Source organism: Amycolatopsis plumensis, from assembly GCF_042652605.1.
GTDB classification, from domain to species: Bacteria; Actinomycetota; Actinomycetes; order Mycobacteriales; family Pseudonocardiaceae; genus Amycolatopsis; species Amycolatopsis plumensis.
Window position 1 is genome coordinate 9,610,097 of the sequence record NZ_JBHSJY010000001.1, and the last position, 20,850, is coordinate 9,630,946.

20 protein-coding genes are annotated in these 20,850 nt (G+C 65.7%); 8 read left to right on the top strand and 12 right to left on the bottom strand.

The window, feature by feature from the left end; translation table 11 throughout:
• The first annotated feature begins 65 nt into the window (after positions 1-65).
• From ACFPLC_RS46475 to ACFPLC_RS46490, 4 genes are all read left to right on the top strand, one after another.
• Positions 66-1,442 carry an MFS transporter gene (locus ACFPLC_RS46475; protein ID WP_378235623.1) on the top strand — a complete coding sequence of 459 codons (1,377 nt, stop codon included), beginning with the start codon at positions 66-68 and terminating at the stop codon, positions 1,440-1,442.
• A gap of 394 nt (positions 1,443-1,836) precedes the next feature.
• A complete protein-coding gene (locus ACFPLC_RS46480; protein ID WP_378207370.1) occupies positions 1,837-2,055 on the top strand; it encodes a hypothetical protein in 219 nt (72 codons plus the stop codon).
• Positions 2,056-2,064: 9 nt separating this feature from the next.
• Positions 2,065-2,280 (top strand): hypothetical protein, encoded by a 216-nt coding sequence (locus ACFPLC_RS46485; RefSeq protein ID WP_378207367.1) that lies wholly within the window; start codon positions 2,065-2,067, stop codon positions 2,278-2,280.
• Between the two features lie 290 nt (positions 2,281-2,570).
• Entirely contained in the window at positions 2,571-2,996 is a 426-nt protein-coding gene (locus tag ACFPLC_RS46490; RefSeq protein WP_378207365.1) for a hypothetical protein, read from the top strand.
• A gap of 124 nt (positions 2,997-3,120) precedes the next feature.
• On the opposite strand, the gene ACFPLC_RS46495 is transcribed toward ACFPLC_RS46490, so the two are convergent.
• Positions 3,121-4,029 (bottom strand): LysR family transcriptional regulator, encoded by a 909-nt coding sequence (locus tag ACFPLC_RS46495; RefSeq protein WP_378236241.1) that lies wholly within the window; start codon positions 4,027-4,029, stop codon positions 3,121-3,123.
• A gap of 104 nt (positions 4,030-4,133) precedes the next feature.
• On the opposite strand from ACFPLC_RS46495, the gene ACFPLC_RS46500 reads away from it, so the two are divergent.
• Positions 4,134-4,637 carry a nuclear transport factor 2 family protein gene (locus tag ACFPLC_RS46500; protein WP_378235624.1) on the top strand — a complete coding sequence of 168 codons (504 nt, stop codon included), beginning with the start codon at positions 4,134-4,136 and terminating at the stop codon, positions 4,635-4,637.
• An 826-nt stretch (positions 4,638-5,463) separates the two neighbouring features.
• On the opposite strand, the gene ACFPLC_RS46505 is transcribed toward ACFPLC_RS46500, so the two are convergent.
• Both ACFPLC_RS46505 and ACFPLC_RS46510 read right to left on the bottom strand, forming a co-directional pair.
• Positions 5,464-6,306, bottom strand: a complete 843-nt coding sequence (locus ACFPLC_RS46505) for a DUF3592 domain-containing protein (protein ID WP_378207756.1) — start codon at positions 6,304-6,306, stop codon at positions 5,464-5,466.
• A gap of 275 nt (positions 6,307-6,581) precedes the next feature.
• The gene (locus tag ACFPLC_RS46510; protein WP_378235626.1) at positions 6,582-7,106 is read right to left on the bottom strand and encodes a hypothetical protein; all 525 of its coding nucleotides are present in this window, start codon (positions 7,104-7,106) and stop codon (positions 6,582-6,584) included.
• An 849-nt stretch (positions 7,107-7,955) separates the two neighbouring features.
• Here ACFPLC_RS46510 and ACFPLC_RS46515 point away from each other — a divergent pair.
• The gene (locus tag ACFPLC_RS46515; protein ID WP_378235627.1) at positions 7,956-8,339 is read left to right on the top strand and encodes a DUF6355 family natural product biosynthesis protein; all 384 of its coding nucleotides are present in this window, start codon (positions 7,956-7,958) and stop codon (positions 8,337-8,339) included.
• Positions 8,340-8,499: 160 nt separating this feature from the next.
• Here ACFPLC_RS46515 and ACFPLC_RS46520 read toward each other — a convergent pair whose 3' ends face one another.
• The 9 genes from ACFPLC_RS46520 to pdxR all read right to left on the bottom strand — a co-directional run bounded on the left by ACFPLC_RS46520 (position 8,500) and on the right by pdxR (position 18,396).
• Positions 8,500-9,459: an NADPH:quinone reductase gene (locus tag ACFPLC_RS46520; RefSeq protein ID WP_378235628.1), complete on the bottom strand. Its 960-nt coding sequence runs from the start codon at positions 9,457-9,459 to the stop codon at positions 8,500-8,502.
• 47 nt (positions 9,460-9,506) lie between these two features.
• Positions 9,507-10,484 (bottom strand): quinone oxidoreductase family protein, encoded by a 978-nt coding sequence (locus ACFPLC_RS46525; RefSeq protein ID WP_378207764.1) that lies wholly within the window; start codon positions 10,482-10,484, stop codon positions 9,507-9,509.
• A gap of 55 nt (positions 10,485-10,539) precedes the next feature.
• Positions 10,540-11,388, bottom strand: a complete 849-nt coding sequence (locus ACFPLC_RS46530) for an MBL fold metallo-hydrolase (RefSeq protein WP_378207766.1) — start codon at positions 11,386-11,388, stop codon at positions 10,540-10,542.
• Positions 11,389-11,760, bottom strand: coding sequence for a DUF3870 domain-containing protein (locus ACFPLC_RS46535; RefSeq protein WP_378207769.1), 372 nt, complete (start codon positions 11,758-11,760; stop codon positions 11,389-11,391).
• On the bottom strand, positions 11,757-12,992 hold the full coding sequence (locus ACFPLC_RS46540) for an MFS transporter (protein WP_378207772.1): 1,236 nt from the start codon (positions 12,990-12,992) through the stop codon (positions 11,757-11,759). The genes ACFPLC_RS46535 and ACFPLC_RS46540 overlap by 4 nt, the downstream gene beginning before the upstream one ends.
• Complete coding sequence (locus tag ACFPLC_RS46545) at positions 12,992-13,459, bottom strand: cupin domain-containing protein (RefSeq protein WP_378235629.1); 468 nt, start codon at positions 13,457-13,459, stop codon at positions 12,992-12,994. Before ACFPLC_RS46545 ends, ACFPLC_RS46540 begins: the two co-directional genes overlap by 1 nt.
• Positions 13,460-13,784: 325 nt before the next feature.
• A complete protein-coding gene (locus tag ACFPLC_RS46550) occupies positions 13,785-15,239 on the bottom strand; it encodes a M1 family metallopeptidase (protein WP_378207778.1) in 1,455 nt (484 codons plus the stop codon).
• An 81-nt stretch (positions 15,240-15,320) separates the two neighbouring features.
• Complete coding sequence (locus ACFPLC_RS46555; RefSeq protein WP_378235630.1) at positions 15,321-16,853, bottom strand: alpha/beta hydrolase; 1,533 nt, start codon at positions 16,851-16,853, stop codon at positions 15,321-15,323.
• Between the two features lie 172 nt (positions 16,854-17,025).
• Positions 17,026-18,396: a MocR-like pyridoxine biosynthesis transcription factor PdxR gene (gene pdxR, locus ACFPLC_RS46560; protein WP_378207784.1), complete on the bottom strand. Its 1,371-nt coding sequence runs from the start codon at positions 18,394-18,396 to the stop codon at positions 17,026-17,028.
• A gap of 102 nt (positions 18,397-18,498) precedes the next feature.
• Here pdxR and ACFPLC_RS46565 point away from each other — a divergent pair, with 102 nt between their 5' ends.
• A complete protein-coding gene (locus ACFPLC_RS46565) occupies positions 18,499-19,719 on the top strand; it encodes an MFS transporter (RefSeq protein WP_378207787.1) in 1,221 nt (406 codons plus the stop codon).
• Positions 19,720-19,930: 211 nt separating this feature from the next.
• Entirely contained in the window at positions 19,931-20,773 is an 843-nt protein-coding gene (locus ACFPLC_RS46570) for an ArsR/SmtB family transcription factor (RefSeq protein ID WP_378207790.1), read from the top strand.
• The last annotated feature ends 77 nt before the right edge of the window (positions 20,774-20,850 follow it).

A 20,850-nucleotide genomic window follows, 5' to 3' on the forward strand; every position in this document is an offset into this window, starting at 1 on the left:
GGTTGGGCCTGAGCCTCGGCTTGCTCGCCTTCGCGCAGCTAATCTTTTCCCTCGACTTGAACATCGTGTTCGTCGCCCTTCCCGACATCGGGTCGGACCTGGGCTTCTCCGGGCAGACCCAGCAGTGGGTCGTCAGCGCCTACGTAGTGTTCGCCGGTGGTTTCCTGCTCCTCGGCGGACGCGCAGCCGACTTGCTCGGGCGTCGCCGGATGTTCGCCCTCGCCTTGACGCTCTACGCCTCGTCATCCCTGGCCGGTGGCCTCGCGTGGAGCCCGCTGGTCATCGTGATCGCCCGAGCGATCCAGGGCATCGGCGGGGCGTTGCTGTTGCCCTCGACGTTGTCGCTGATCAACACACTGTTCGAGGAGGGCCCTCGCCGCAACCGCGCTCTGGCCGTGTGGGGTGGCGCGGGTGCCAGCGGCCTCACCGTCGGCGCGCTGCTCGGTGGCGTGCTGACCCAGACGTTCGGCTGGCAGGCGGTGTTCTTCGTCAACGTACCTCTCGCCGGCATCGCTGCCCTGGCCGCCCTCTTCGTGATTCCGGCCGACGTCCGGGAACGCACCCGTCGCCCGTTTGATCTGCCCGGCGCGCTGACCGTCACCGGCGGCGCAACCCTCGCCGTGTTCGTCTTGGTCCAGGGCCCGGAGTCCGGCTGGACCGCACCCGGCGTGCTGATGGCGGCGGTGCTCGCGATCGTGTTGCTGATCGCGTTCGTGATCATCGAGTCCCGCAGCGCTGACCCGCTCATGCCGTTGCGGCTGCTGGGCAACCGCAACCTGACCACAGGGGTGCTGGTCACTTTCGTCTACATGGCCACCTTTGGCACGCTGCCCTACTTCCTCACTGTCCTGTTGCAGAGCGTCCACAGCCTGACGGCCCTGCAGACCGGGCTCGCGTTCCTCGTCCCGTCGGTGGCCATCGCCTCCGGCACTCAGCTCGGGGAGCGGCTTACCACCCGCCTCGGGACCCGGTTCACGCTGATCACCGGGTTCGGCATCGCCATTGTCGGAACCGCCGCGCTGGCGTACGGGTTCAGCGCCGATCGCGGCTACCTCGCGCTGATACCGGGGCTGGTAATCTCCGGAGTCGGGCAGGGCATCGTGTGGACGGCGATGTGGATCGCCGCAGGCACCGGCGTCGAGGTCGCCGAACAGGGCGTAGCAAACGGAATGGCGTCGACCACCCTGAACCTCGGCAACGCCATCGGACTGGCTGTGTTGATTGCCGTCTCCAACTCTGATATCGCGGGCCACAGCGGTCCAGCACTTCAAGCCGCGCTCGCCCAAGGCGGCTCCATCGCGGTCCTCATCGCCAGCGCCGGGATGGTGGTCGGCCTGCTCCTCGCCCTCACTCTTCCGCGCACCGCGTCGACCGGTGAGACAGCTTCGGTCCAGCGCAGAAGCGAGTCCGCACCCAAGACCGGTAGGTGGCGGCGCGAGTGATGCCCGACCGCCACCCGCCCCGACGTGCTTCACCTGGTCACTCGTCGAAATCCTAACCCCGTCGACGCGCACCAGGGCATCGTTAGCCGCGGGGTAGGTGTAGGCCGGCGGCGTGGCGTAACCGGCGATCAGCGACGCCGCATACCGACCGTGATCGCTGCGGAGGTAGGAGCCCAGCGTATGAAGGGTGTGCACGCCGGCCTCGATTCCCCGCACGTGGTTGCCCGCAAGCGGGTGTGCTCGTTCTACGTGGCGGGATATGTGGCCGGGCTCGGCTTCTTCGCCGCCGCATCGAAACTGGAAAGCTTTCTAGGTCCCCTGCTGCGGCCTGCGCACGTTGCGGTCGCGCTGGCTTTCTTGAACATTGCTGTGGCATGGTCAGCGGGATCGACCAATGGAAACCGTGCAGCGAACCCGCTGTACGCAGAAACCTCGCCCGCACGTGGACGGACTGCCAATCAGCATCCTCAGCGATCGTCATGGCAGCCAGCAGAAACTAGTCGTGGTCTGCCTAGCCGGGATGTTCGCGTTCCTCTTGGTTTCCTTTGGCACCAGTTATCCGGTCATGGTCGTTTCTCAAGTCGTCTACGCCATGTTTGCCGCCGGTTTCTAGAGCGTCGGCATGGTGCTTCTCGGGGAAGCTCTGCGATCGGGCATCGGTGGCGGCGCCGCCCTCTATACCGCATTGGTGCAGGTAGGATCCACGGTCGGCATCCTCTCACCGCTCGTCGTGCCCGGCTACAGTCCGTCGGCATTCCTGATCGCGATGGCCTTCTGTGCCGTGACAGGAGCGCTGCTACTCGTCGATCGGGTGTTCATCCATCGTCCCGTGCGATGATAGCTACCCGCTGTGCGCGCAGGGCAGCCACCGTCCGAAGTCAAAGGTCCGCGATCGCACCGAAGAGTGATGGGCATCGGATCCTGCCCAATGTCGACGGCACGGTGCGCAACGACGCCGTTCACCCTCGCGGTCCAAGCAGCTGATACCTCAGGGGGAGGTCCGCCCGGCGTGCTCCAGCCAGACTCTCAGCATGAAACCCACGCTCACCTCTCACCCCGAGGTACGCGACGCACGCCGCCCGCCCCGTTGGGGCAGTCGTCTCCGCCCACCTGATTCCGCTGACAACCTTGCCGTCGGGGATCTGGCGCCTGTTCCTGGCGGGCGGCGCTGATCTCGGGCTGCGTCCCTACGACGTCATTGACGGATGGGAAGCGTTCTCCACCGCCGGGCTGAGCGTCGTCTGCGAAGGCCTCGCCCTGCTGACCCTCGGGCTCGTACGGCCGTGGGGCGAGCGCGTCACGAGTTGGCTCCCCCTGATTGGCGGTCGTTGGGTGGCGCCTCGCGCTGCGGTCCTTCCAGCCGCGTTCGGGGCCGTCGCTCTGGCTGCCATCTGGACGTACACCTTCAGGGACTTCCCAGATGTGGAAGGAACGACATTCGCCAGCACGGGCTGGCAGGTTCTGCTCATAGCCTGTTACCTGCCGCTCTCGCTCTGGGCACCTCTGCTGGCTGTGGTCACCTGGGCGTATTACCGACGCCGCTGCCGCAACTGATCGGAGGAGATCCGCGGCACCTGTGCTTCACCTGATCCGGCAGTAGTTGTCGCCTTTCGATGCCTGCACTCGTTCCCACCTCGCGCGAGTCCGGCACTGCCGTGAGCTCCGGATGAGGACGAAGTCAGCGGTGTGCGGAGACGAGGTCGTGGGCGGCGGCGCCGAAGGCGTGGACGCGGGCGGTGGCGTTGTCGGTGCGCCAGAGCAGGCCCCACTGCAGGGGTGGTGCGTCGTGGAGGTGGACGTAGGCGACGTCGGGGCGGGCGTAGTAGCGCCGGACGTTGGCGCCGACCGGGAAGACGCCGTGTCCGGCGCCGACGAGGGTGAGCATTTCCTGGAACGTGGCGGCCGTGCGGCCGGTGCGGATCAGGTGTCCGGCCGGGGTGGTCACGGGGGTGCGGTCGGCGCGCAGGGATTCGGGCAGGGTGTCCGGCAGCTGCAGCATGGTGACCGTGGCCAGGTCTTCGACGGAGAGGGAGTCAAGCCCGGCGAAGGCGTGACCGGCCGGGACGGCGAGGAAGCGGGCTTCGGACACCAGCACGGGTCCGCTGTCGATGCCGGGCTCGTGCACGGGGAAGGTCGCCAGCGCGAGGTCGACTTCGCCGTCGCGCAGCCAGGGCATCAGTTCGGCCAGCTGGGCTTCGCGGATGCGGACGTCGCAGTCGGGGTGGCGTTCCCGGAACAGGTCGGTGGCGCCGACCAGCAGCTGGCCGGCGGCCGCGCCGGTGAAGCACACCTGCAGGGTTCCGGTGAACCCGCGGCCGGTCTCGATCGCGTGCGCCACCGCGGCGTTGATCGCGGCCCAGGCGGGCCGTAGGTCGTCGCGGAGCCGGCGGCCCACGGGGGACAGTTCGACCCGGCGGCTGGTGCGGGTGAACAGCGAGACCCCGACCCGGCGTTCCAGTTTGCGGATCGTCTGGCTGATCCGGGCGGTGGACACGTGCAGCCGCTCCGCTGTGCGGCCGAAGTGCAGTTCCTCGGCCAGGGTCAGGAACGCCTCCAGCTCGTGCCGCTCGAGCATGTCCGTCCTCACTTCGTTAAGCGTGGCTTCACGATCATGGCACACATCGGCGTTGTTCCGGGGTTCTGCGCGCCGGAGAGTGGAGGCAGCGGAAACCAGTCCACAAAGGAGCAAGGATGTACGTCACCGATGACCACGCGCTGGCCGCCGGAAGCGGCGCGGCAGTCGTGGCGGAGCTGCGGGACCGGGTCGAGATCGTCGACGCGCTCCACCGGTTCGCCCTCGGCCAGGATCTGAAGGACAGGGCGCTGTTCGCGTCGGCCTTCACCGCGGACGCCGAGCTCGACTTCCGGCCGGCCGCCGCGAAGTGGGGCGCGCGGCCGCCGCTGATGGCAGGCCGGGACACGATCGTCACCACCATCCTCGGCCTGTTCACCGGCCGGGTGGACACCACGCACCAAGTCACCAACACGCGTGTCGCCGTCGAGGACGACACCGCGCGGCTGACCGCACTCGTCGAGGCCCAGCACCTGCTGACCGCCGACCGCGAGGTGTTCGCGTTGTTGAAGAACCCTTATGACGTCGACCTGGTCCGGGACGGCGGGCGCTGGCTGATCCACCGCATGCGGATCGACAACACGTGGTTCACCGGCGACCCGAGCGCGATCTTCACTGCGTGACCCCTCCCCGGACCCGCACACGGAGGGAAGAACACCAGCATTCACAAGCCGGGAGTCCGGAAAAACCCGCGTGCAGGTCCGAGCCGTCGCCGCCCCTTCGTCCTTCCACCGTGGAGTACGACGACTTGGGTCCCGGCCAGCGGTGGCACGTCCTTCAGCAGGCTCAACCGAGCGTGCGCGGACCGAGCGCCCAAGCCGGCACCACGTAGGGCTGCTGGTCTAGGTGAACGGGCGGGAACAGCACGGCCATCGCCCGGTCTTCGCCGCCGACCCAGACCTCCTGAGGCTTTCGCCGGCAGCGAACACACCCACCCCGCCACCGCCTCCCTCCTCGGCGACAACCGCAGCGACCGGACCTCGCCCGCCTCGTTGTCGATCGCACAAGCCACCACCGACCGGGCGTGAACATCCAACCCGACACACGTACGCTCGATAAACACCGGCGCCTCCCGTAAATCGCGGCACTACCACCAAGCGTGGCGGCAACCCGCGCCAACTTACGAGCGAGGCGCCAGCCCTCCATACGGGCTAGGCTAGGCCAGGCCAGGCCAGGCCGGGGCCTAGGCCAGGCCGGGATCTGGCCGGCAACCTCAGCCCGGGTGGGCGGACCTGCCGCCGAGGCACAAGAGACGGGAGCCGGTGAGGTCCTGGGCGCGGCGGGCGAGGTGGAGCATGACCTGTTCAGTGCGTTCCTGCAGGGCGGCGGCCAGGTCACGGTGGACCTGCTCGATCGCCCGGCTGACCGGTCACCGGCGCCTGGCAATCCGCTGCGAACGCAAACCCAGCCATTCCTGGCATTTCTCCCTCTTGGCGCTACCATTACGTGCTAGCGTTTACGCGACCGCTTAACCGTGCGCGTTGTCCGGGCGAACGCCGGCACCACATATGGCAACTTTCGCCAACGTCCGTGCGGAAAAAGGACTACCATGTCCTTGCATGTACCGCCCACCCAGGCGGGCCGATCGGGTTGGTTCCGCAACGGGGTGGATCCATGGCATGACGTTGACGCCCTCAGCGTAATATGACTGCCGTCATTGTAACTGACGTAAATATCCGGCATATGCCTAAGCCTGCGGATTGGATAGTCCGGCGCGACGGTCACTGACGCGGCGCGCCAACCCGTGCGACACACCGCCTTATAACGACGCCACCACCGAACAACTGCAACCACGCTGAACACGAAGAACAGCATTGCCACGAAGATTACAATCCAACAGAAGTCAGCCATATCGTCGTCGACGTTACTTTCGTACATCGTGCGCACGTGGTCCGGGTTTTCTCGCTCATATATGACCGTGATCTTGTCGCCCGCGTTGTACTGCTTCGATGATTGCTTGATAATCTCAGCAAATCGAAGTTTTCCAAATATCTTGTATTCTACATATAGAATGTCCGCACCATTGCTGCGATGGGAATAATTCAACACCCTGCCCTGCACGCGGTCCCCGGTTCGCAGTAGCACGTCGGCGGGGTGATAGAGTGCCACCATACCCCCGATCGCCACACCGATGATTACTAGCCAGAGTGCCGCGATACCCGCCGCGCGTATATACAACACGTGCAGCTTCGACTTCTTGGCAGCCAACGCCACCGTATCCTCGTTTGCCGCATGCTCAAACGGCGGCAGCCACGCCGTGTCGGTGTCATTTTCAGGCAAAGCTGTCGCCAATCTTGCATGGACGTCGCGAGCCTGAACTAGCGCCACGTTGAGGTTGAAGCCAGACCAATCGGTTGCGAGTTTGCGGACTTATACAACCGTCTCCCGCGTGCGTACCTTTCCAGCACTGACTCCAGCATTACAACGCTCGACGATGTCCGCCGTCAAGGCATTCAGCCTAGACTGAAACTACTCGGTAGCCGATCGCAGTGGCCGCGCGGCTCAGGAGCTGCTTGAGCAGCCGCCTCCCGAGTGGCCAAGCCCAAACTCGCAACCCGCAGAGTCGCCTAACTGACGTCGTCGAGGACGCGCACGCCGGGGATGACTGCCAGCCGGTCACAGAACCTGGTCGCGAGCCCGGGCGCGCGGAGGGAAATCGGCTCCAGGCCGCCCCGGAGCGCGTAGCGTACAGCCGCCGCGTAGCCGAGGACGTTGGCGTACGGGAACTTCCACTCCTCGAACCGTGTCGCGTCCGCAGCCGGCCGGTCCTCGCCGGGCTCAACCCACCGTGCAAGTCCAGGCTGCCGTAGGCGCGGTAAACGTACACCGCCCCGGCCGGCACCCAAATCGCCCGGGTGGTCGGCGCAACCCAAGTGCCCGCGCCGGCGGTCGCGTAGGCGATCGACCGGAATGCGACCGTTGCGCACAGCCTTACAAACGAGGCCGTGTCGTTCTGCCTGATCGGGGTGCTCGACGCGGTCGACGGCGCATGCTTGGCGCAGCACACGCAACACCAGCACGGGGAGCACCGCGCGCGCCAGGGCCGGCACTATCAGCACGGGTGTCCACCGTAGCCCACCGGTGGCGATCACAGCGGTCACCGTGCTGGGACAGGACTACCTGCCCACGCGGGTGGGGGACGGCCAGCGGCGTGACCCTCGGGTTGACGGTCAGCATCGGCAGCCTCGCCAGCCCGGTGATCGGCAGCGTGGCGGACGCACATCCTGTTGGCACTCATAGACGTAAAACGATTCATTCGGAGCCGGTCGCCCAGCAGTGGCGCGAGATGTCGTAGAGGCTGGCACGAATCCAGAGCAGCTTTAGTGCTTCGACCCGGTTCCAGTCCCGGCTTGCTCTGGCAACAATGACGAGTTCGTCGATTCTACGACTGCACATTCGAGCGCATCTACGCAACCTACTGTAACGGAGTGTGGCGTCGCAGCGTCCAGATGCAACGGTTCTCACCCGCCCGCGAGCGTACTCCCTGGCGCGTACGCCCAGGCAATCGACTGTGCAACGATTCGTCGCACGCCAGCGAGCTTCGACCGGCACGGTGCACAGCGCCTCCCGGACGAGCGCGTCGGTTCGGACACCAGTTGCGCCGAACGAGCTCAACATCTGCAGCCCCGCCTCTACGCCACTCCTCGCAGTCACCTCGTGCCCAGCTCTGACCACCAAGGCACCAGCCTGTGCCGAGCACCAGCATCGCCGGCGAGAAGTACGCGCATGGATTCAATTACTCCCCAGACTTCACCGGACAGCAAGCCATGCGCATGCTAACCCGCGTCGACGTCACTGGACTGGGCCAATCGAGGTTGGATAATGTGACCAGTTGGGCTAGCTGTCGCATCGAGTCTGCCGCGCCCCGGCACCATCAGGCTAGACACTGACCCCGACGGATCACATTCGAAAATACTTGAACCGGTCCCACCATGCCCTTGATGACAGTCAGGATGATCTCGCTGGTTGCAGTTCAGAAAGGGAATCAAGTGCTCCGTAAACTTACGCAGGTAGCGGTCGCCACCGCCATGGTGACCGGAGGGATTTTGACCTCCGCCACTGGCACGACCGCGCTCGCCTCCGAGCACAGGGTCGACACGGCCAGTACGTCATCTGTCACAGCCTCGAGTGATCCTTGCGGCTACTGGCGCGCCGGCGACTGGCTCAGCGGCTATACATACTGGTACCGCCACTGCGGCAACAGTACTGTCAGAGTTCACATCGATTACTACGACGGTTACACCGAGTCTAGTTGTTTCGGCCCATGGGAGAAGCGCCAGCTGTCCTGGCGGACCACCAACGCGTACTACGTGGGCCTCTGCTGATTGACTGTATCGGGGCATCGTCAGAAATCGTCTGACGATGCCCCGATACCTACGCACCGGGAGCTGTCGCTGGTCGCCTAGAACTCCGGATCGACACAAGGAAGTCGGAGACACTCGGCAGCCCCTTCGTTCACCGAGGCAGGCGTCAGCCTACGTCCCCTTAGCACTCACCCTCTCGAGGTGCCTGCAGATCGACCAGAATTTTGCCGATGACGGCCCGTCTCTCCAAGCAGACGTGCGCTTCAGCACAGTCTTCTAGCCGGAACCTTGCCGCGATAGGGTGCGTGAGCGAGCCTTGTTCGAGAAGGCCCGTGATCTCACCGCAGGCGCGTTCCATTGCTTCTTGGGGCATGGCGAACACGAACACGGTACGAATGGCGATCCCGCAGCGCATGAGCCGATAAAAAGGTATATTCGGCCAAGGTTCGGCGTCGGATGCATAGGTGGCGATGACAGCATTCTGCGCAACCACCTCAGTGGTGAGCGGCAAATTGGCCCCGAACGCTACATCGACGACTCGGTCGACCCCTCGGCCACCGGTCGCTGCGCGGATCAGCTCGGCCGCGTCCGACCGGCGGTAGTCCACGACGTGGTGGGCGCCCGCGGCGCGGGCGGCCTGGCGCTTCGCCGGCGAACTCGCGGTGGCGATCACCGTGGCACCGCCGAGACGGGCGAACTCGATCGCGTAATGGCCCACCGCGCCAGCACCGCCGGTGACGAGCACGGTCAGGCCGGTCACCGGACCGTCGGCGAAGACAGCCCGATGTGCGGTCAGTGCAGGTACGCCGAGACAGGCACCGATCTCGAAACCGGCATTCGCCGGCAGCGGCACCGCATGGTGCGCGGGCACGACGACGTAGTCAGCCGAAGTACCGAAGGCCCCGGTGAAAGTCGCGGAATGGACCCACACCCGCTCCCCCACCCGCGATGGCGACACGCCGGCACCGACCCTGTCGATCACTCCCGCGCCGTCGTCCCCGGGAATCACCCTCGGATCGACCATCACACGGTCGCCCACCCCGCCCCGTCGCTTCACGTCGCGCGGGTTGACGCCGGCGACCGCGACGCGAACCCGGACTTCACCGGCCGCCGGTTCGGGGTCCGGCAGTTCGCCGACCACCAGGACCTCGCGAGCGGGTCCGGTCCGGTCGTACCAGACTGCTCGCATCAGCGGGTCAACTTGACGACGTACTTGCCGTTGCCCACGCCGGCGGCGAGCAAGTCGTGGACTGCAGCCACGGATTCCAGAGATTCCACCACGGTGACCTCCGGGCGGACCGTTCCGTCGGCGATCATGTCCAGTCCGGTCGAAAGCGCGCGGGCGACCAGGGCTGGAACCGTCGCATTGAGCCGGCTCATGCTGAACCCGAGAAGCCCGACATTGCCTCCGATCAACCGTCCCAGCGGCGGCAACGGTTCCGGGGTACCACCGCGGGGATTGCCGAACAGGATGATCCGTGCGCCCGGGGCAGCGATCATCAGGTCGAGGTCGAGCAGCGCGGTGCCGGTCGGGTCGAGGATCACGTCGACGCCATCGGGTGCGATCTTCGAAACGGCGTCTGGCAGATCGGTGTCTCGCGAGAACACCTCATCCCATCCTGTCGCCCGAGCCACTGCCACCTTTTCAGGTCGTCCCACGGTGCCGATCCGGACGCCGCTGCCCAACGCTGCCGCCACCTGAGCGACCACCGAGCCGATGCCGCCGCTCGCCGAATGCATGAGGACCGTCTCGCCGGGACGAATGCGCGCTTTCTCGGTGAGCAGGAGGACAGCGGTCGACAACGCCAGCGGCGCCGCCGCGGCGATCTCTAACGGCACTCCGCCCGGCACGCCGACAGTGACGTCTGCGGCCGCCACCGCCACCTGCGCGAGTCCGCCCCCGGAGGTGAAAGCCGCGACTCGCTGGCCGAGGTGCAAGTCCCGCACTCCCTCCCCCAGCGCGCGGACGGTTCCGGCGACTTCCAGCCCCGGGACGTACGGCCAACCGGACGCATAACCGGGATCACCGCGCCGGGCCATGACATCGATGAAGTTGATACCTGCATAGGCGACATCGATCGCGACTTGGCCGGCTTCGGGCTTCGGGTCGTCGAGCTCCGCCACTTTCGACGTGCTCCCGTCGGAAGCCGGGCCGGAAATGCTCAACGCGTACATGGTACTCCTGTTGAATATTTGTCGGATTTTCGGTGACAGAAGCTTCTTACGGTGTCGGCGTGATCTGACCAGGAATGATGTCGCCCAGGATCCGGCCGACGTAACGGCCGTGCTCGAGCACACCGGGATCGTCGTGAGCGGGGAGCACGAAGCGATATCGCCGCGCCGCCTTGACCGCGGCCATTTCCTGCCGGACGGAGGTCGTGAAGTTGTTGCTCAGCGCGGGATCGTCCGGAACGAGGTAGGTCGGCTGCACGCCTGCGACGAAGCCGTCTCGGGGCTGACTGCGCAGCGCCCCTTCGGCATCGTAGAAGAGGTCTCCGCACAGGTACGCCTGGCCTTCAGCGGTGTCGACGACCACGGCGATCGAACCCGGAGTGTGCCCACCCGAGAGCCGGCAAGTGATACCGGGCCACAGATCTTCGTCGGTGGCGCCGTACTCCAAGTCGAGGAATCGCAAAGCTCCCGGCGTGTACAGCCGATCGATCAGGTGGTGCAGGTCGTCCTTGGCGTACGCGCGGCCTTGAATCCCAGTGCAGGCACCGCCGAGTTCACTCCGGTTGAGCACCACGGGGACCGTCATCGGGACGCGGTGCAGGTGGCCGGCGTGGTCGCGGTGCAGGTGGGTCATGATCACGCACGTCAAATCGGCGGGCGTGATCCCATGCGCCGCCAGTTGTTCCTCGAAGCCCTGCCCGGGCCCGATTTCTCCGCCGGCACCCAGCACCGACGGATCCCGGTACCCCGCGTCGACGAGGATCGGCCCGTGGGGGCCTACGAGCAGGAACCCCTGAGCTGGGACGGCGATCCGGTTTCCCGGCTGAATTCCACGAAGGCGCATGGACTCGTCGATGAAAACGGATCCGAAGTTCAACCGGTGAATCGTATAGGTCATTCATTCCTCCCGGTGCCGAGCATAACGACGCCAAGCATCCGTGATCGCCTGTCGGATCGCGCCCGCGCCTTGACCGAGATAGTTGCGCTCGACGGTGGCGAGCAAGGGAGCGGGGTCCGCTGTGAGGTCGGCGCCGAGCAGCAAGTCGGCGACCCAGCGCCTGACCACTGTGGTCTCGGCAGTCGCGTCGGCTGCGAGCACTCTCCCAGTACCGGGATCGACCAGCAGGCAAAGGGAGAACAGCCGATGAGTATTGTGGGCTGCTGACGCCGCAGATACCTTGGCGTAGCCGACGACGATCAGGCCTTCGGGCAGATTCATCGCCGAAGTATGCCAGTGAGCAGAAGCCGTGTGCGCGATCCGCGTCGTCATCGGGACGCCCTCACCCGATCGGCGACACGGTCAGCCGCCGGACGACTCGACTTCGCCCGGAACAGGCAGCCCGCGCCGAGCACCATGGCGGTGACCATCGCCGCGAAGACGAGGGTGAAGGAGCCGCTGCTCTGCACCAGCCAGCCGATCAGAACGGGGCCCAGCAAGCCGGCGAGCTGGGTGCCCATGTTGATGAATCCGAGCCAGGTCCCCACCTCGTGCGGCCGGACGACGTCCATCGGCACCGACCAGAACGGGCCGAGCCCCGAGTACAAGAATAACCCGGCAACCGTCAGGAAGATCCCGGACACGGTGGCGTTCGGAGCGATGACGGTGAGCGTGATGCACACGGCGGTGAGCAAGTAGGTGACGGCGACGAACTGGCGTCGCACCTTGTTGAACCGTCGCTCGCACAGCCACGCGCCGAGGAGCATGCCCACGGTTCCGGCCAGGAACGGCAACGTCGAGAACACCCCGGTCCGGGCGAGGTTCAGCCCGCGGTAGGTGAGCAGGTAGGTCGGCAGCCAGGTCATCAGACCGTAGAGCACGAATCCGAAGCAGAAGAAGGCGGCAAAGGTCAGCCAGATGTGTGGCAGCCACCAATTGCGCCGCTCTCGGACGGCTGCGGGTTCCGGCCTAACGACAAGGTTCTTGTGGCCGGGGGCGTCACGGAGGAACAGCACCACGACGACCACGCACAGCAAACCCGGCACCAGCGTCGCGTAGAAGACCGAGCGCCAGCCCCACGCGGTGATCAGCGGAAAGGCGATCGACGGAGCCACTGCCGGACCGAGGGTCAGCGCGCTCAACATGAGCGCGAGGGGCAGGGACCTTCGCCCTGGCGTGAACCAGTTGGACAGTACGCGCCACAGCGGCGGTGCGTGGAACCCTTCACCCGCTCCCATGAGGAACCGGACGACCAGCAGGGCGGCGATGCTCCCGGCGACCACACCCGTGAGAACGCTGAACACGGTCCACCAAGCGATGGCTATGGCAATGACACGCCGCTGGCCGAAGCGATCGGACAGCGCCCCGGCCGGCACCTGAACCAGCGTGTAGCTAAGGAACAACGCACCGGATACGACGCCTGCCATTGACGGCGAGAGCCCCAGGTCGCGGGAGATGAACGGCAAGGCCGAACCGAGGATGACCCGATCGAGGTAGGACACGAGCAGAGTCAGCCACAGTACGCACACGACGACCCAGCGATACCGGCCTGTGGTGGCGGCCATCAGCCGGCCCGCCGTTCGGCGATCGATGCGTCGAACGGATCGTCCGGGGCCAGGAACTCGTTGACCGGCGATCCCAGGAACTCCGGCGTTTCGCCGGGGTCGTGCAAGCCCACGGCGAACCGCTTGATCAACGGGTCGTCCTGGAGCCCCGGTGTGTGGACCTCCAGCAGCGTGCACGGCAGGTCCGCCTTGTTCCAAGACCAGTGGATCCGCCCGGCCGGGATGCGCAAGAAGTCACCGGCGCGCAGGTGGAAGGCACGGTCCTCCACGAACACCCAAAGTTCGCCGTCGCGGAGCCAGTTGAGCTGTTCACAATCGTGTCGATGCGGACGGGAGTGGTAACCGGCGGGCCGGGTGGCGATCATCAAGGACGAAGAGTTCCCGAACACAGCCTTCGTCGTGAATGTGGCGTCGCCCATGTCGGCGATCTCTTCGGGGACGGAATCGCCACGCACGTGGATGGACACAGCATCTCCCTTGACGCTTGCGCGCGGCGGCGCTGACGCGACGCCTGTCAAGGGAGACGACCGGATTGGAGGACGGCGTGAGCGAGTTCGAACTCGGCAACGACCGCGCGGTCCGCGTCGTCTGTTGACCCGATGAGCGTAAACGACGATGCGACGCCGGGCAAGGTAGTCGCCAGAGTGATCTCGAACCGGCTTGAGCAGCGTCGATGACCGGTGCTGGTCTGGACAGACGGATACCGGCGAAAGTGGGAGGCCGTCTGCTGAGCGGCCCCCGGCCCGGCTCGGTTCGGGGGACCGGCGGCTTTCCGGACCCCCGAACTTGCCGCTATCGCGACTGCGCCGCCAGGCGGCTGTGCAGCTTGCTCAGCTCAGCGACCTCGGACAGCGCCGAGCCGTTGGCTGCCACCGTCCCATTGGGCCCGACCGGCGGCTTGGCGGGGTCGACCAGCCACGTCTTGAAGAGAGAGTCCAGCTGCCGTCCGGAAATCTGCTCGGCGAACTCGAGGAAACCCGCCGTCGTGGTCTGACCGCCCTGGAACTTCTGGTGATATCCCTTCAAGATCCGGAAGAAGGCCAAGTCTCCCACCTCGGTGCGCAGAGCCTGGAGAGTCATGGCACCACGCTCGTACACGGCGGGCTGAAACAGTCGGGTGCCCGGCCAGAGCACGAGATCCCAGAAGGTGTCCTCCTCGGAATATCTCGCGTAGAACGCGTCGGCAAGCTCCGCAACGGTGGCACCGCCTTCGCGCTCGGTCCACAGCCATTCCGCGTAGGTCGCGAAGCCTTCGTTGAGCCACATGTTCGTCCAGTCCTGAAGCGACACCGAGTCGCCGAACCACTGGTGCGCGACCTCGTGCGCAACCACCACCGACGGATCCTTGTCCTGCCAGAACTGATTGCCGTAGACCGGGCGCGTCTGGTGCTCGATCGCCGACCCCCACGCATTGGTGGCGACCCCGCCGATCGAGCTGAATGGATACGGCCCGAACTGCGTGGACAAGAAATCGGCAATTTCGGGCGTGCGCTCAATGGTGGATTTCGCGGTCGGCAACGACGTACCCAATGCCGGGTCGTAGGCGTTGTAGTACTGCAAGCCCCGCTGGGTAACGCCCGCGTCCAGCTCGAACCGCCCGAGCGCGATGAACGCCAGGTAACTGACCATCGGCTCCTCGGCCTTCCACCGCCACGTCGTCCAGCCGGGCACCGGCTGCGTGCGGCTGACGAGAGCGCCGTTGGAGACCACGGTGTTGCCGTTCGGCACGGTGGCCGACACAGCGTAGGTTGCCTTGTCCGAGGGATGATCATTGCACGGGTACCACGCCCTGCACAGCCGCGGTTGTCCCGTTGCGATGGCTCCTGTCTCAGTGTGGTACCAGACCTGAACACCGTCCAACCGCACCTGGGACGGAACGTCGGCGTACTCGACGACGACGACCATCTGCTGGTGGGCCGCGACGGGCGTACTCGGAGTGACGACGAGCTCCGTCTGGTTTTCCGGGTGGGGTCCGAATGTCGCCGGGGCGCCGTTGACCTGGACCGAAGTGACCTTCAGGGCGAAGTCCAGGTCGAACTGCGAGAGATCCTGCGTCGTGCTGGCCCGGATCGTCGTCCGCCCGGTCAGTTCGTCGGTGGCCGGCTGGTAACGGAGGTCGATGTCGTAGTGGTCGACGGTGTAGCCGCCGTTGCCTGCCCATTTGTAGAGCGGGTCGCCAACCCCGGGGGCACCGGGGGTGGCCTCGGCATTCGCCGTTCCGGTGAACAACGCGCTCAGCAGACTCACGATCGCTAGGCCCGCACCGGCCCGCGTACTCTTCCGAATGATGTCGTTCTCCTTTGTCCAGGTTGTCGGCTGCCGCGTCGCTCAGGTTCCGGCCGGGAGCGCCTCGTCGGCACACACCGAATTGGGCGGGGGAAGTGTGCCGTCGACCAGATACCGGGTGATGTACGCCTTCGAACACTCGCTGTAGAACCAGGTTGTGTGCGTTTCGCCCTGGAACGTGAGCAAGCGGGCGTTCTGCAGCGTCCGTGAAAGCTTCACTGCGTGCTGGTACGGCACGTCCGGATCGTTGGTCGTGCCCACCACCAGAACCGGGGCGACGCCCGGGGCCGACCATGGGCCACTGTAGCTGGACAGACGTTCGGCCGGCCATTGCGCGCAGGACTGGGCGTTGCCCTGGTCATAGCTCGGCGGCCCGTAGGCGAGCGCCGGTCCCAGAAGTGGAGCGGCCGCCACTGCGATCGACACGTTCGACCGCAGCAAAGCCGTATCCCGCGGGAACCGGCGGTCACCGCATTCGATGACCGCGTTGTTGTTCATATAGGTGGTGTAGCCCGGAGAGATTTCGCGCACCAGCCAGCCGCTGCGTTTGGTGGCTACCTCCTGTAAGTAGCCCGCCAGCATCGGCCAATTCGCGCGGCCGCCGCCGAGTTCCTGGGAAACCCAGAAACTGAACAGAGCCCCGGTGGCGATCACCCGTCCGTCCGAGGCACGGACCGGATCGGCGTCCAGGCTCGCTTGCAGGACACGGAAGGCTTCCACGGGGTGACCACCGCCGAACGCGCACTGCGTCGGCGACTTCAAGCACCAGGTGAGGAACCGGGTGAGTGACGCATCCGCAGCGACATATTGGTCGTAGTTGTTCCGATAGGGATCATTGGTGTAGGAGTCGGGTTCGATGCCACCGTCCAGAGCAAGTACCCTGACCCGCTCGGGAAACAGATTCGCGTAGACCGTACCGAGATAGGTGCCGTAGGAGAAGCCGAAGAAATTCAGTCTTTCATCGCCCATCGCGGCTCGCAGGAGATCCATGTCCCGCGCGGCGAACTCAGTTCCCATGTACGGGAGGAGTTCCGCATCGCTGAGGACGCAACCGTCGTTGAACTGCTTGCCGAACGCGATGGCTCGCTCGAACCCGCCGGACGACGGCCGTCCGGTGGACGCGGCCCACTGCTTGGAATACACCGGCTGCGAAACGCAAGTCACCCGCGCGCTCCCGCCTACACCGCGCGGGTCAAAGCCGACGATGTCGTACCGCTCCCGCAGTACCTGCGGCGCGCTGCTTCCCAGGTCGCGGACGGAATAGAACGCCTCCAGGCCGGGCCCACCGGGACTGGTGAACAGTGATCCGATCCGGTGTGCGGGATCGGTCGCCGGCTTGCGGATCACGGAAAGCGCGATTTTCCGGCCGCCGGGGTTCCGGTAGTCCAATGGCACCTGCGCGATCGCGCACTCGTAGCCGTCACCACTGGTGTCGCAGGGAGCCCAAGCCAGTGCCGGTATCGGAACTCCACGAAGACCGGACGGCGGCCTGGATGCCGCCGAGGCGGCCGGTGGAAACAATGTGAGGCAGGTCAAGACGACCACCCCCACGAACGTCAACACGCGTTTGAGCATGCGTCCTCAATCCGTGCTCGGTTCTTGTCCGCGGACGACCGATTGCTGCAGCCCGTCGCCGCGTGGCCGTGTCACGACAAGGACTGGAAGGTATTTGCTCGAACAGCATGATCAGGCCATCGTCGGTGCGTCAACAGATTCACTGTCCGCTGAAGCCGGTCTTCGAGGGCGGTCACTGCCGCGGCAAGCCACCGACTACGCGCACCAACGCGTCAATCGCCGCGGCGTACGCGTGGGCCGGCGGCGCCGCGTAGCCGACGACCAAAGAAGCCGCGTGCCGGCCGTCGTCGCTGCGAAGGTAAGAGCTGAGTGTATGAACACCCACGGAGGCCTTCCGCAAGGCGACCCTGGCCGTGTCCTCGGCAACGCCCGGAGGCAACTGCACGAGCGCGTGCAGCCCTGCCTCGATGCCCCGGACCTCGGTCCCCGTCAGGCGCGAGCGCATAGCCTCGACGAGGACGTCACGCCTTTCCCGGTAGCCGCGGCGCACTTTACGAAGGTGACGGTCGTAGTCGCCGACCTCGATCATCCTGGCCAGCGCCAACTGGTCGAGCGGGCTCGTGGGCCGGGCGCGGCGTTTGGCTTCGACCAACGACTCGAGCAATGGCGCCGGACAGGCGATCCAGCCCAGTCGCACTGCCGGACCGAGGGTCTTGCTGGTCGAGCCGACGTAGATGACGCGCCCCGGGCGACGGCTTTGCAGCGCGGCGATGGGCTGGCGGTCGTATCGGAACTCGCCATCGTAGTCGTCCTCCACGATCCAGCCGAGGTTGCGGTCGGCCCACGCCAGCAGTTCGTGTCGGCGTCGTGCCGACATGTGCGTACCGAGCGGGAACTGATGGGTGGGAGTGCACACCGCCACTTCCGCGTCCACAGCGTCGAGGACGTCCACCCGCAAGCCATCGTCGTCAAGAGGAACATCGACCACATTCACATGCGTGTCGAGCTGGCGGACGTGGTCTGGGACAGCGGGGTCTTCCATTCCAGCCGTCCGGACACCGACTTCGGCGAACGTTTCGCCGAGCAGTCCGAGCGCTTGGGTGTATCCCGAGCAGATGACCAACTGGGCCGGGTCGATCCGGATGCCTCGTGCCCGGCCGAGGCAGGCCGCCAGCGTGGTGCGCAGCTCGATGCGGCCACGCGGATCGCCGAAACCGAAGGCCTCCTCCGGCGCCTCGCGCAGAGTGTGGCGGACGGCGCGTGCCCACAGCTCGCGCGGGAAGGCGCGCGGATCGGGACGTCCCGGCCTGAGGTCGTGTTCGGGTTCGCCGGGCCACGCGTGCACCCGGAAGCCCGCAGCCGACCGTGCCATGGTTCCGTCGGCTACGCGGGTGGCGGAGCCTTGCCGACTGGCGAGCCATCCCTCGGCGATTAGCTGTTCGTAGGCAGCGGTCACCGTGCCCCGGGACACGCCGAGCTGGGCAGCCAAGTCGCGGCTGGACGGCAGCCGCATTCCGGCCGGGAGCCGGCCGTCTCGGACCGCTGACCGCAACGCTTCTTCCAGTGCGCGGCGGCGGCTCCCCCAACCGGGCAGGTCGAGCAAGAGCTCCAAGCTCGGGGCGTCAGCGGTTGACATGGAAGTGGTCCATCTTCTGCACGGGTAACTGGTCCAAACTTTTGGACAGGCCGTCTCTAGCGTAGCGACATGGACGCCGAACCGCGAACGAGCGCGCCCGGCCTTCCCCGTGGCCTGACCTCGGTGCTGGCAGTAGCCTGCGGCTTGATCGTCGCCGATCTCTACTATGGCCAGCCCCTGCTGCCCGAACTGGCGGCTTCATTCCGCATACCGGCAGGAGTCGCCGGACTCTCGGTCGTATTCCCCCAGCTGGGTTACGCGATCGGCCTCGTCTTCGTGGTGCCGCTGGGAGACTTGCGAGCAACACGGCCGTTGATCGTCGGCCTGCTCGTCCTCAACGCCACGGCACTCCTGGTGGCAGCGCTGGCTCCTGCGGTGTGGCTGCTGCTGGCCGCGCTGACTGCCGCCGGCTTGGCCGCTTCCGCCATCAGTATGATCATCGTCCTCGCGACCGCGCTCGCGCGCCACGACCAAGCCGGCGCGGTGGTCGGCAAGCTCATGACCGGACTCCTCACCGGCATCCTGCTGGCTCGCACCATCGCAGGCGCAGTCGAGGAGGTGGCTGGCTGGCGAGCCGTCTACGGCGGCTCCGCGGTGCTGATCGCCGGTCTGGCGACGGTGCTGCACAGGCGGCTTCCACTGCACCCGACCTCCGCCACGACGACCTACTTACCGTTGCTCGGCTCGATCGCCGGGCTGATCCGACGTGAGCCGTTCCTCCGGTGGCGGATGGCGCTCGGCCTCGTCGCGTTCGCCTCCATCCAACTGCTGTGGTCCGCTCTGCCGTTGCTGCTGTACGCGAAACCGTACGAATACTCGACGGGGACGATCGGGCTGCACGGTCTGCTGGGTGCCGTCGGCGCCCTCATGGCGCACCAACTAGGGCGGCTCCACGACCGGGGGCACACCCACCGCGCGACCGGCATCCTCCTCGCACTGGCGGCAACAGCTTTGGCCCTGACAACCGACGGCACGCACCTGATACCGCTCCTCGTCGGGGTCGCGCTCTGCAGCGCGGCAACGCAGGGAATTCACATTCTCAACCAGGCGAGCCTGCTCACCTACACCCCGGCGGCCCGATCCAGGGCATCCACCGCCTACATGACCGCCAGTTTCTTCGGTGGAACAGTTGGCGGCGGCCTTGCCGCCCCCATCCACAGCGCCGGCAGCTGGCCCGCCGTCGTGGCAGCCGAGCTCGCAATCTGCGCGATCGGAGGCTTGATCTGGGTCATCAGCCGTCGACGCGGCCGTACCGCCGCAGCTTCCAAGTCCATTGGATCAGATCCATGATGACCGGCCCTTGCCGATCAGATCACACGGAACCAGAATCAACATGTTGCGTATCAGCTTCAGCGCCCGAGACTTCGCGCGTATACGAGTACTGCAAGAGCCGCAGCCGCTGTGGGAGGTTCTCCTGAGCCTGCACATGCTGCAGACCCAAGATGCGGCCTCCTCCTTCGGAGAATGGCGTCGAGCAACAAGGACGCGACTCTCACCTTCGGTGAAGATGTTGACAACGTTGGCTCGCCCGACAGGATATTCCCCGGATTTTCTGACACCGCCCACAACGACACCCGACCTGCACTCCGCACTGGATGCGCTCGCACACACAGATCCTGTCGAAATCCGCGCGGACATCGACCGGCTCGCGACCGAAGCGGCGCTTCCTCCCTGGGCACACGCAATATCGGACGAAAATTCTAACGTGCTCGAGCTGCTGGTTGACAATATTCTTCAGTACTACTCAGTCGCACTGCAGCCATATTGGCCCGTGATCCGGACACAAGTCCAGGCAAGTTGGATGCAGGTCGCCGAGACGATTTTACTGGGCGGCACCGAAAAAGCCATTGGTAGCCTTTTTCCTGATTCATTGTGGCGCGATCAGATTCTGCACGTATCTTACCCAGAAGAACACGAGATTGGACTCGATGGCCGTGGGTTAATATTGATTCCCTCGTTCTTCTGCTGGCGCACACCCATCACGTTGGCGAACCCGCGGTCCACTCCCGTCCTGGTGTATCCCGTGGCACACGACCCGAGCTGGTTGAGTACGGGTGCCCGGCAGCCGATGACGCCTTCATATCTAGAGAAGCTCATCGGGCGCACCAGGGCAATCATCCTCTCCACAATCGGAGCGCACGCCGGAATGAACACCACCGAGGTCGCAGCAGCCGTTTACACCTCGCTCGCGAGCGCTTCGCAACATACCACCGTCTTGCGCGAAGCGGGGCTCATCACCACGGCGCGCGAGCCCGCCGGAGCCATCCACAGGCTGACAAGGCTGGGCGCAAGCCTGCTGACAGAAGAAAAGGCACGCTTCCAACAAGACGCTCGAACTGCTTAGGGAATAGGTGAAAGTCAAGGCACTGCGACATCTGCGCCGACTATCTTCTCTTCAACGGGCACTCGGCGAACCACTAA

Excerpts from the sequence above, each read along its gene's own strand:
- ACFPLC_RS46540 (WP_378207772.1), bottom strand. The coding sequence starts at position 12,992 with ATGGCCGCCACCACAGGCCGGTATCGCTGGGTCGTCGTGTGCGTACTG.
- ACFPLC_RS46565 (WP_378207787.1), top strand. The coding sequence starts at position 18,499 with ATGGACGCCGAACCGCGAACGAGCGCGCCCGGCCTTCCCCGTGGCCTG.
- ACFPLC_RS46480 (WP_378207370.1), top strand. The coding sequence starts at position 1,837 with ATGGAAACCGTGCAGCGAACCCGCTGTACGCAGAAACCTCGCCCGCAC.
- ACFPLC_RS46555 (WP_378235630.1), bottom strand. The coding sequence starts at position 16,853 with ATGCTCAAACGCGTGTTGACGTTCGTGGGGGTGGTCGTCTTGACCTGC.
- ACFPLC_RS46515 (WP_378235627.1), top strand. The coding sequence starts at position 7,956 with ATGACAGTCAGGATGATCTCGCTGGTTGCAGTTCAGAAAGGGAATCAA.
- ACFPLC_RS46500 (WP_378235624.1), top strand. The coding sequence starts at position 4,134 with ATGTACGTCACCGATGACCACGCGCTGGCCGCCGGAAGCGGCGCGGCA.
- ACFPLC_RS46530 (WP_378207766.1), bottom strand. The coding sequence starts at position 11,388 with ATGACCTATACGATTCACCGGTTGAACTTCGGATCCGTTTTCATCGAC.
- ACFPLC_RS46535 (WP_378207769.1), bottom strand. The coding sequence starts at position 11,760 with ATGACGACGCGGATCGCGCACACGGCTTCTGCTCACTGGCATACTTCG.
- ACFPLC_RS46485 (WP_378207367.1), top strand. The coding sequence starts at position 2,065 with ATGGTGCTTCTCGGGGAAGCTCTGCGATCGGGCATCGGTGGCGGCGCC.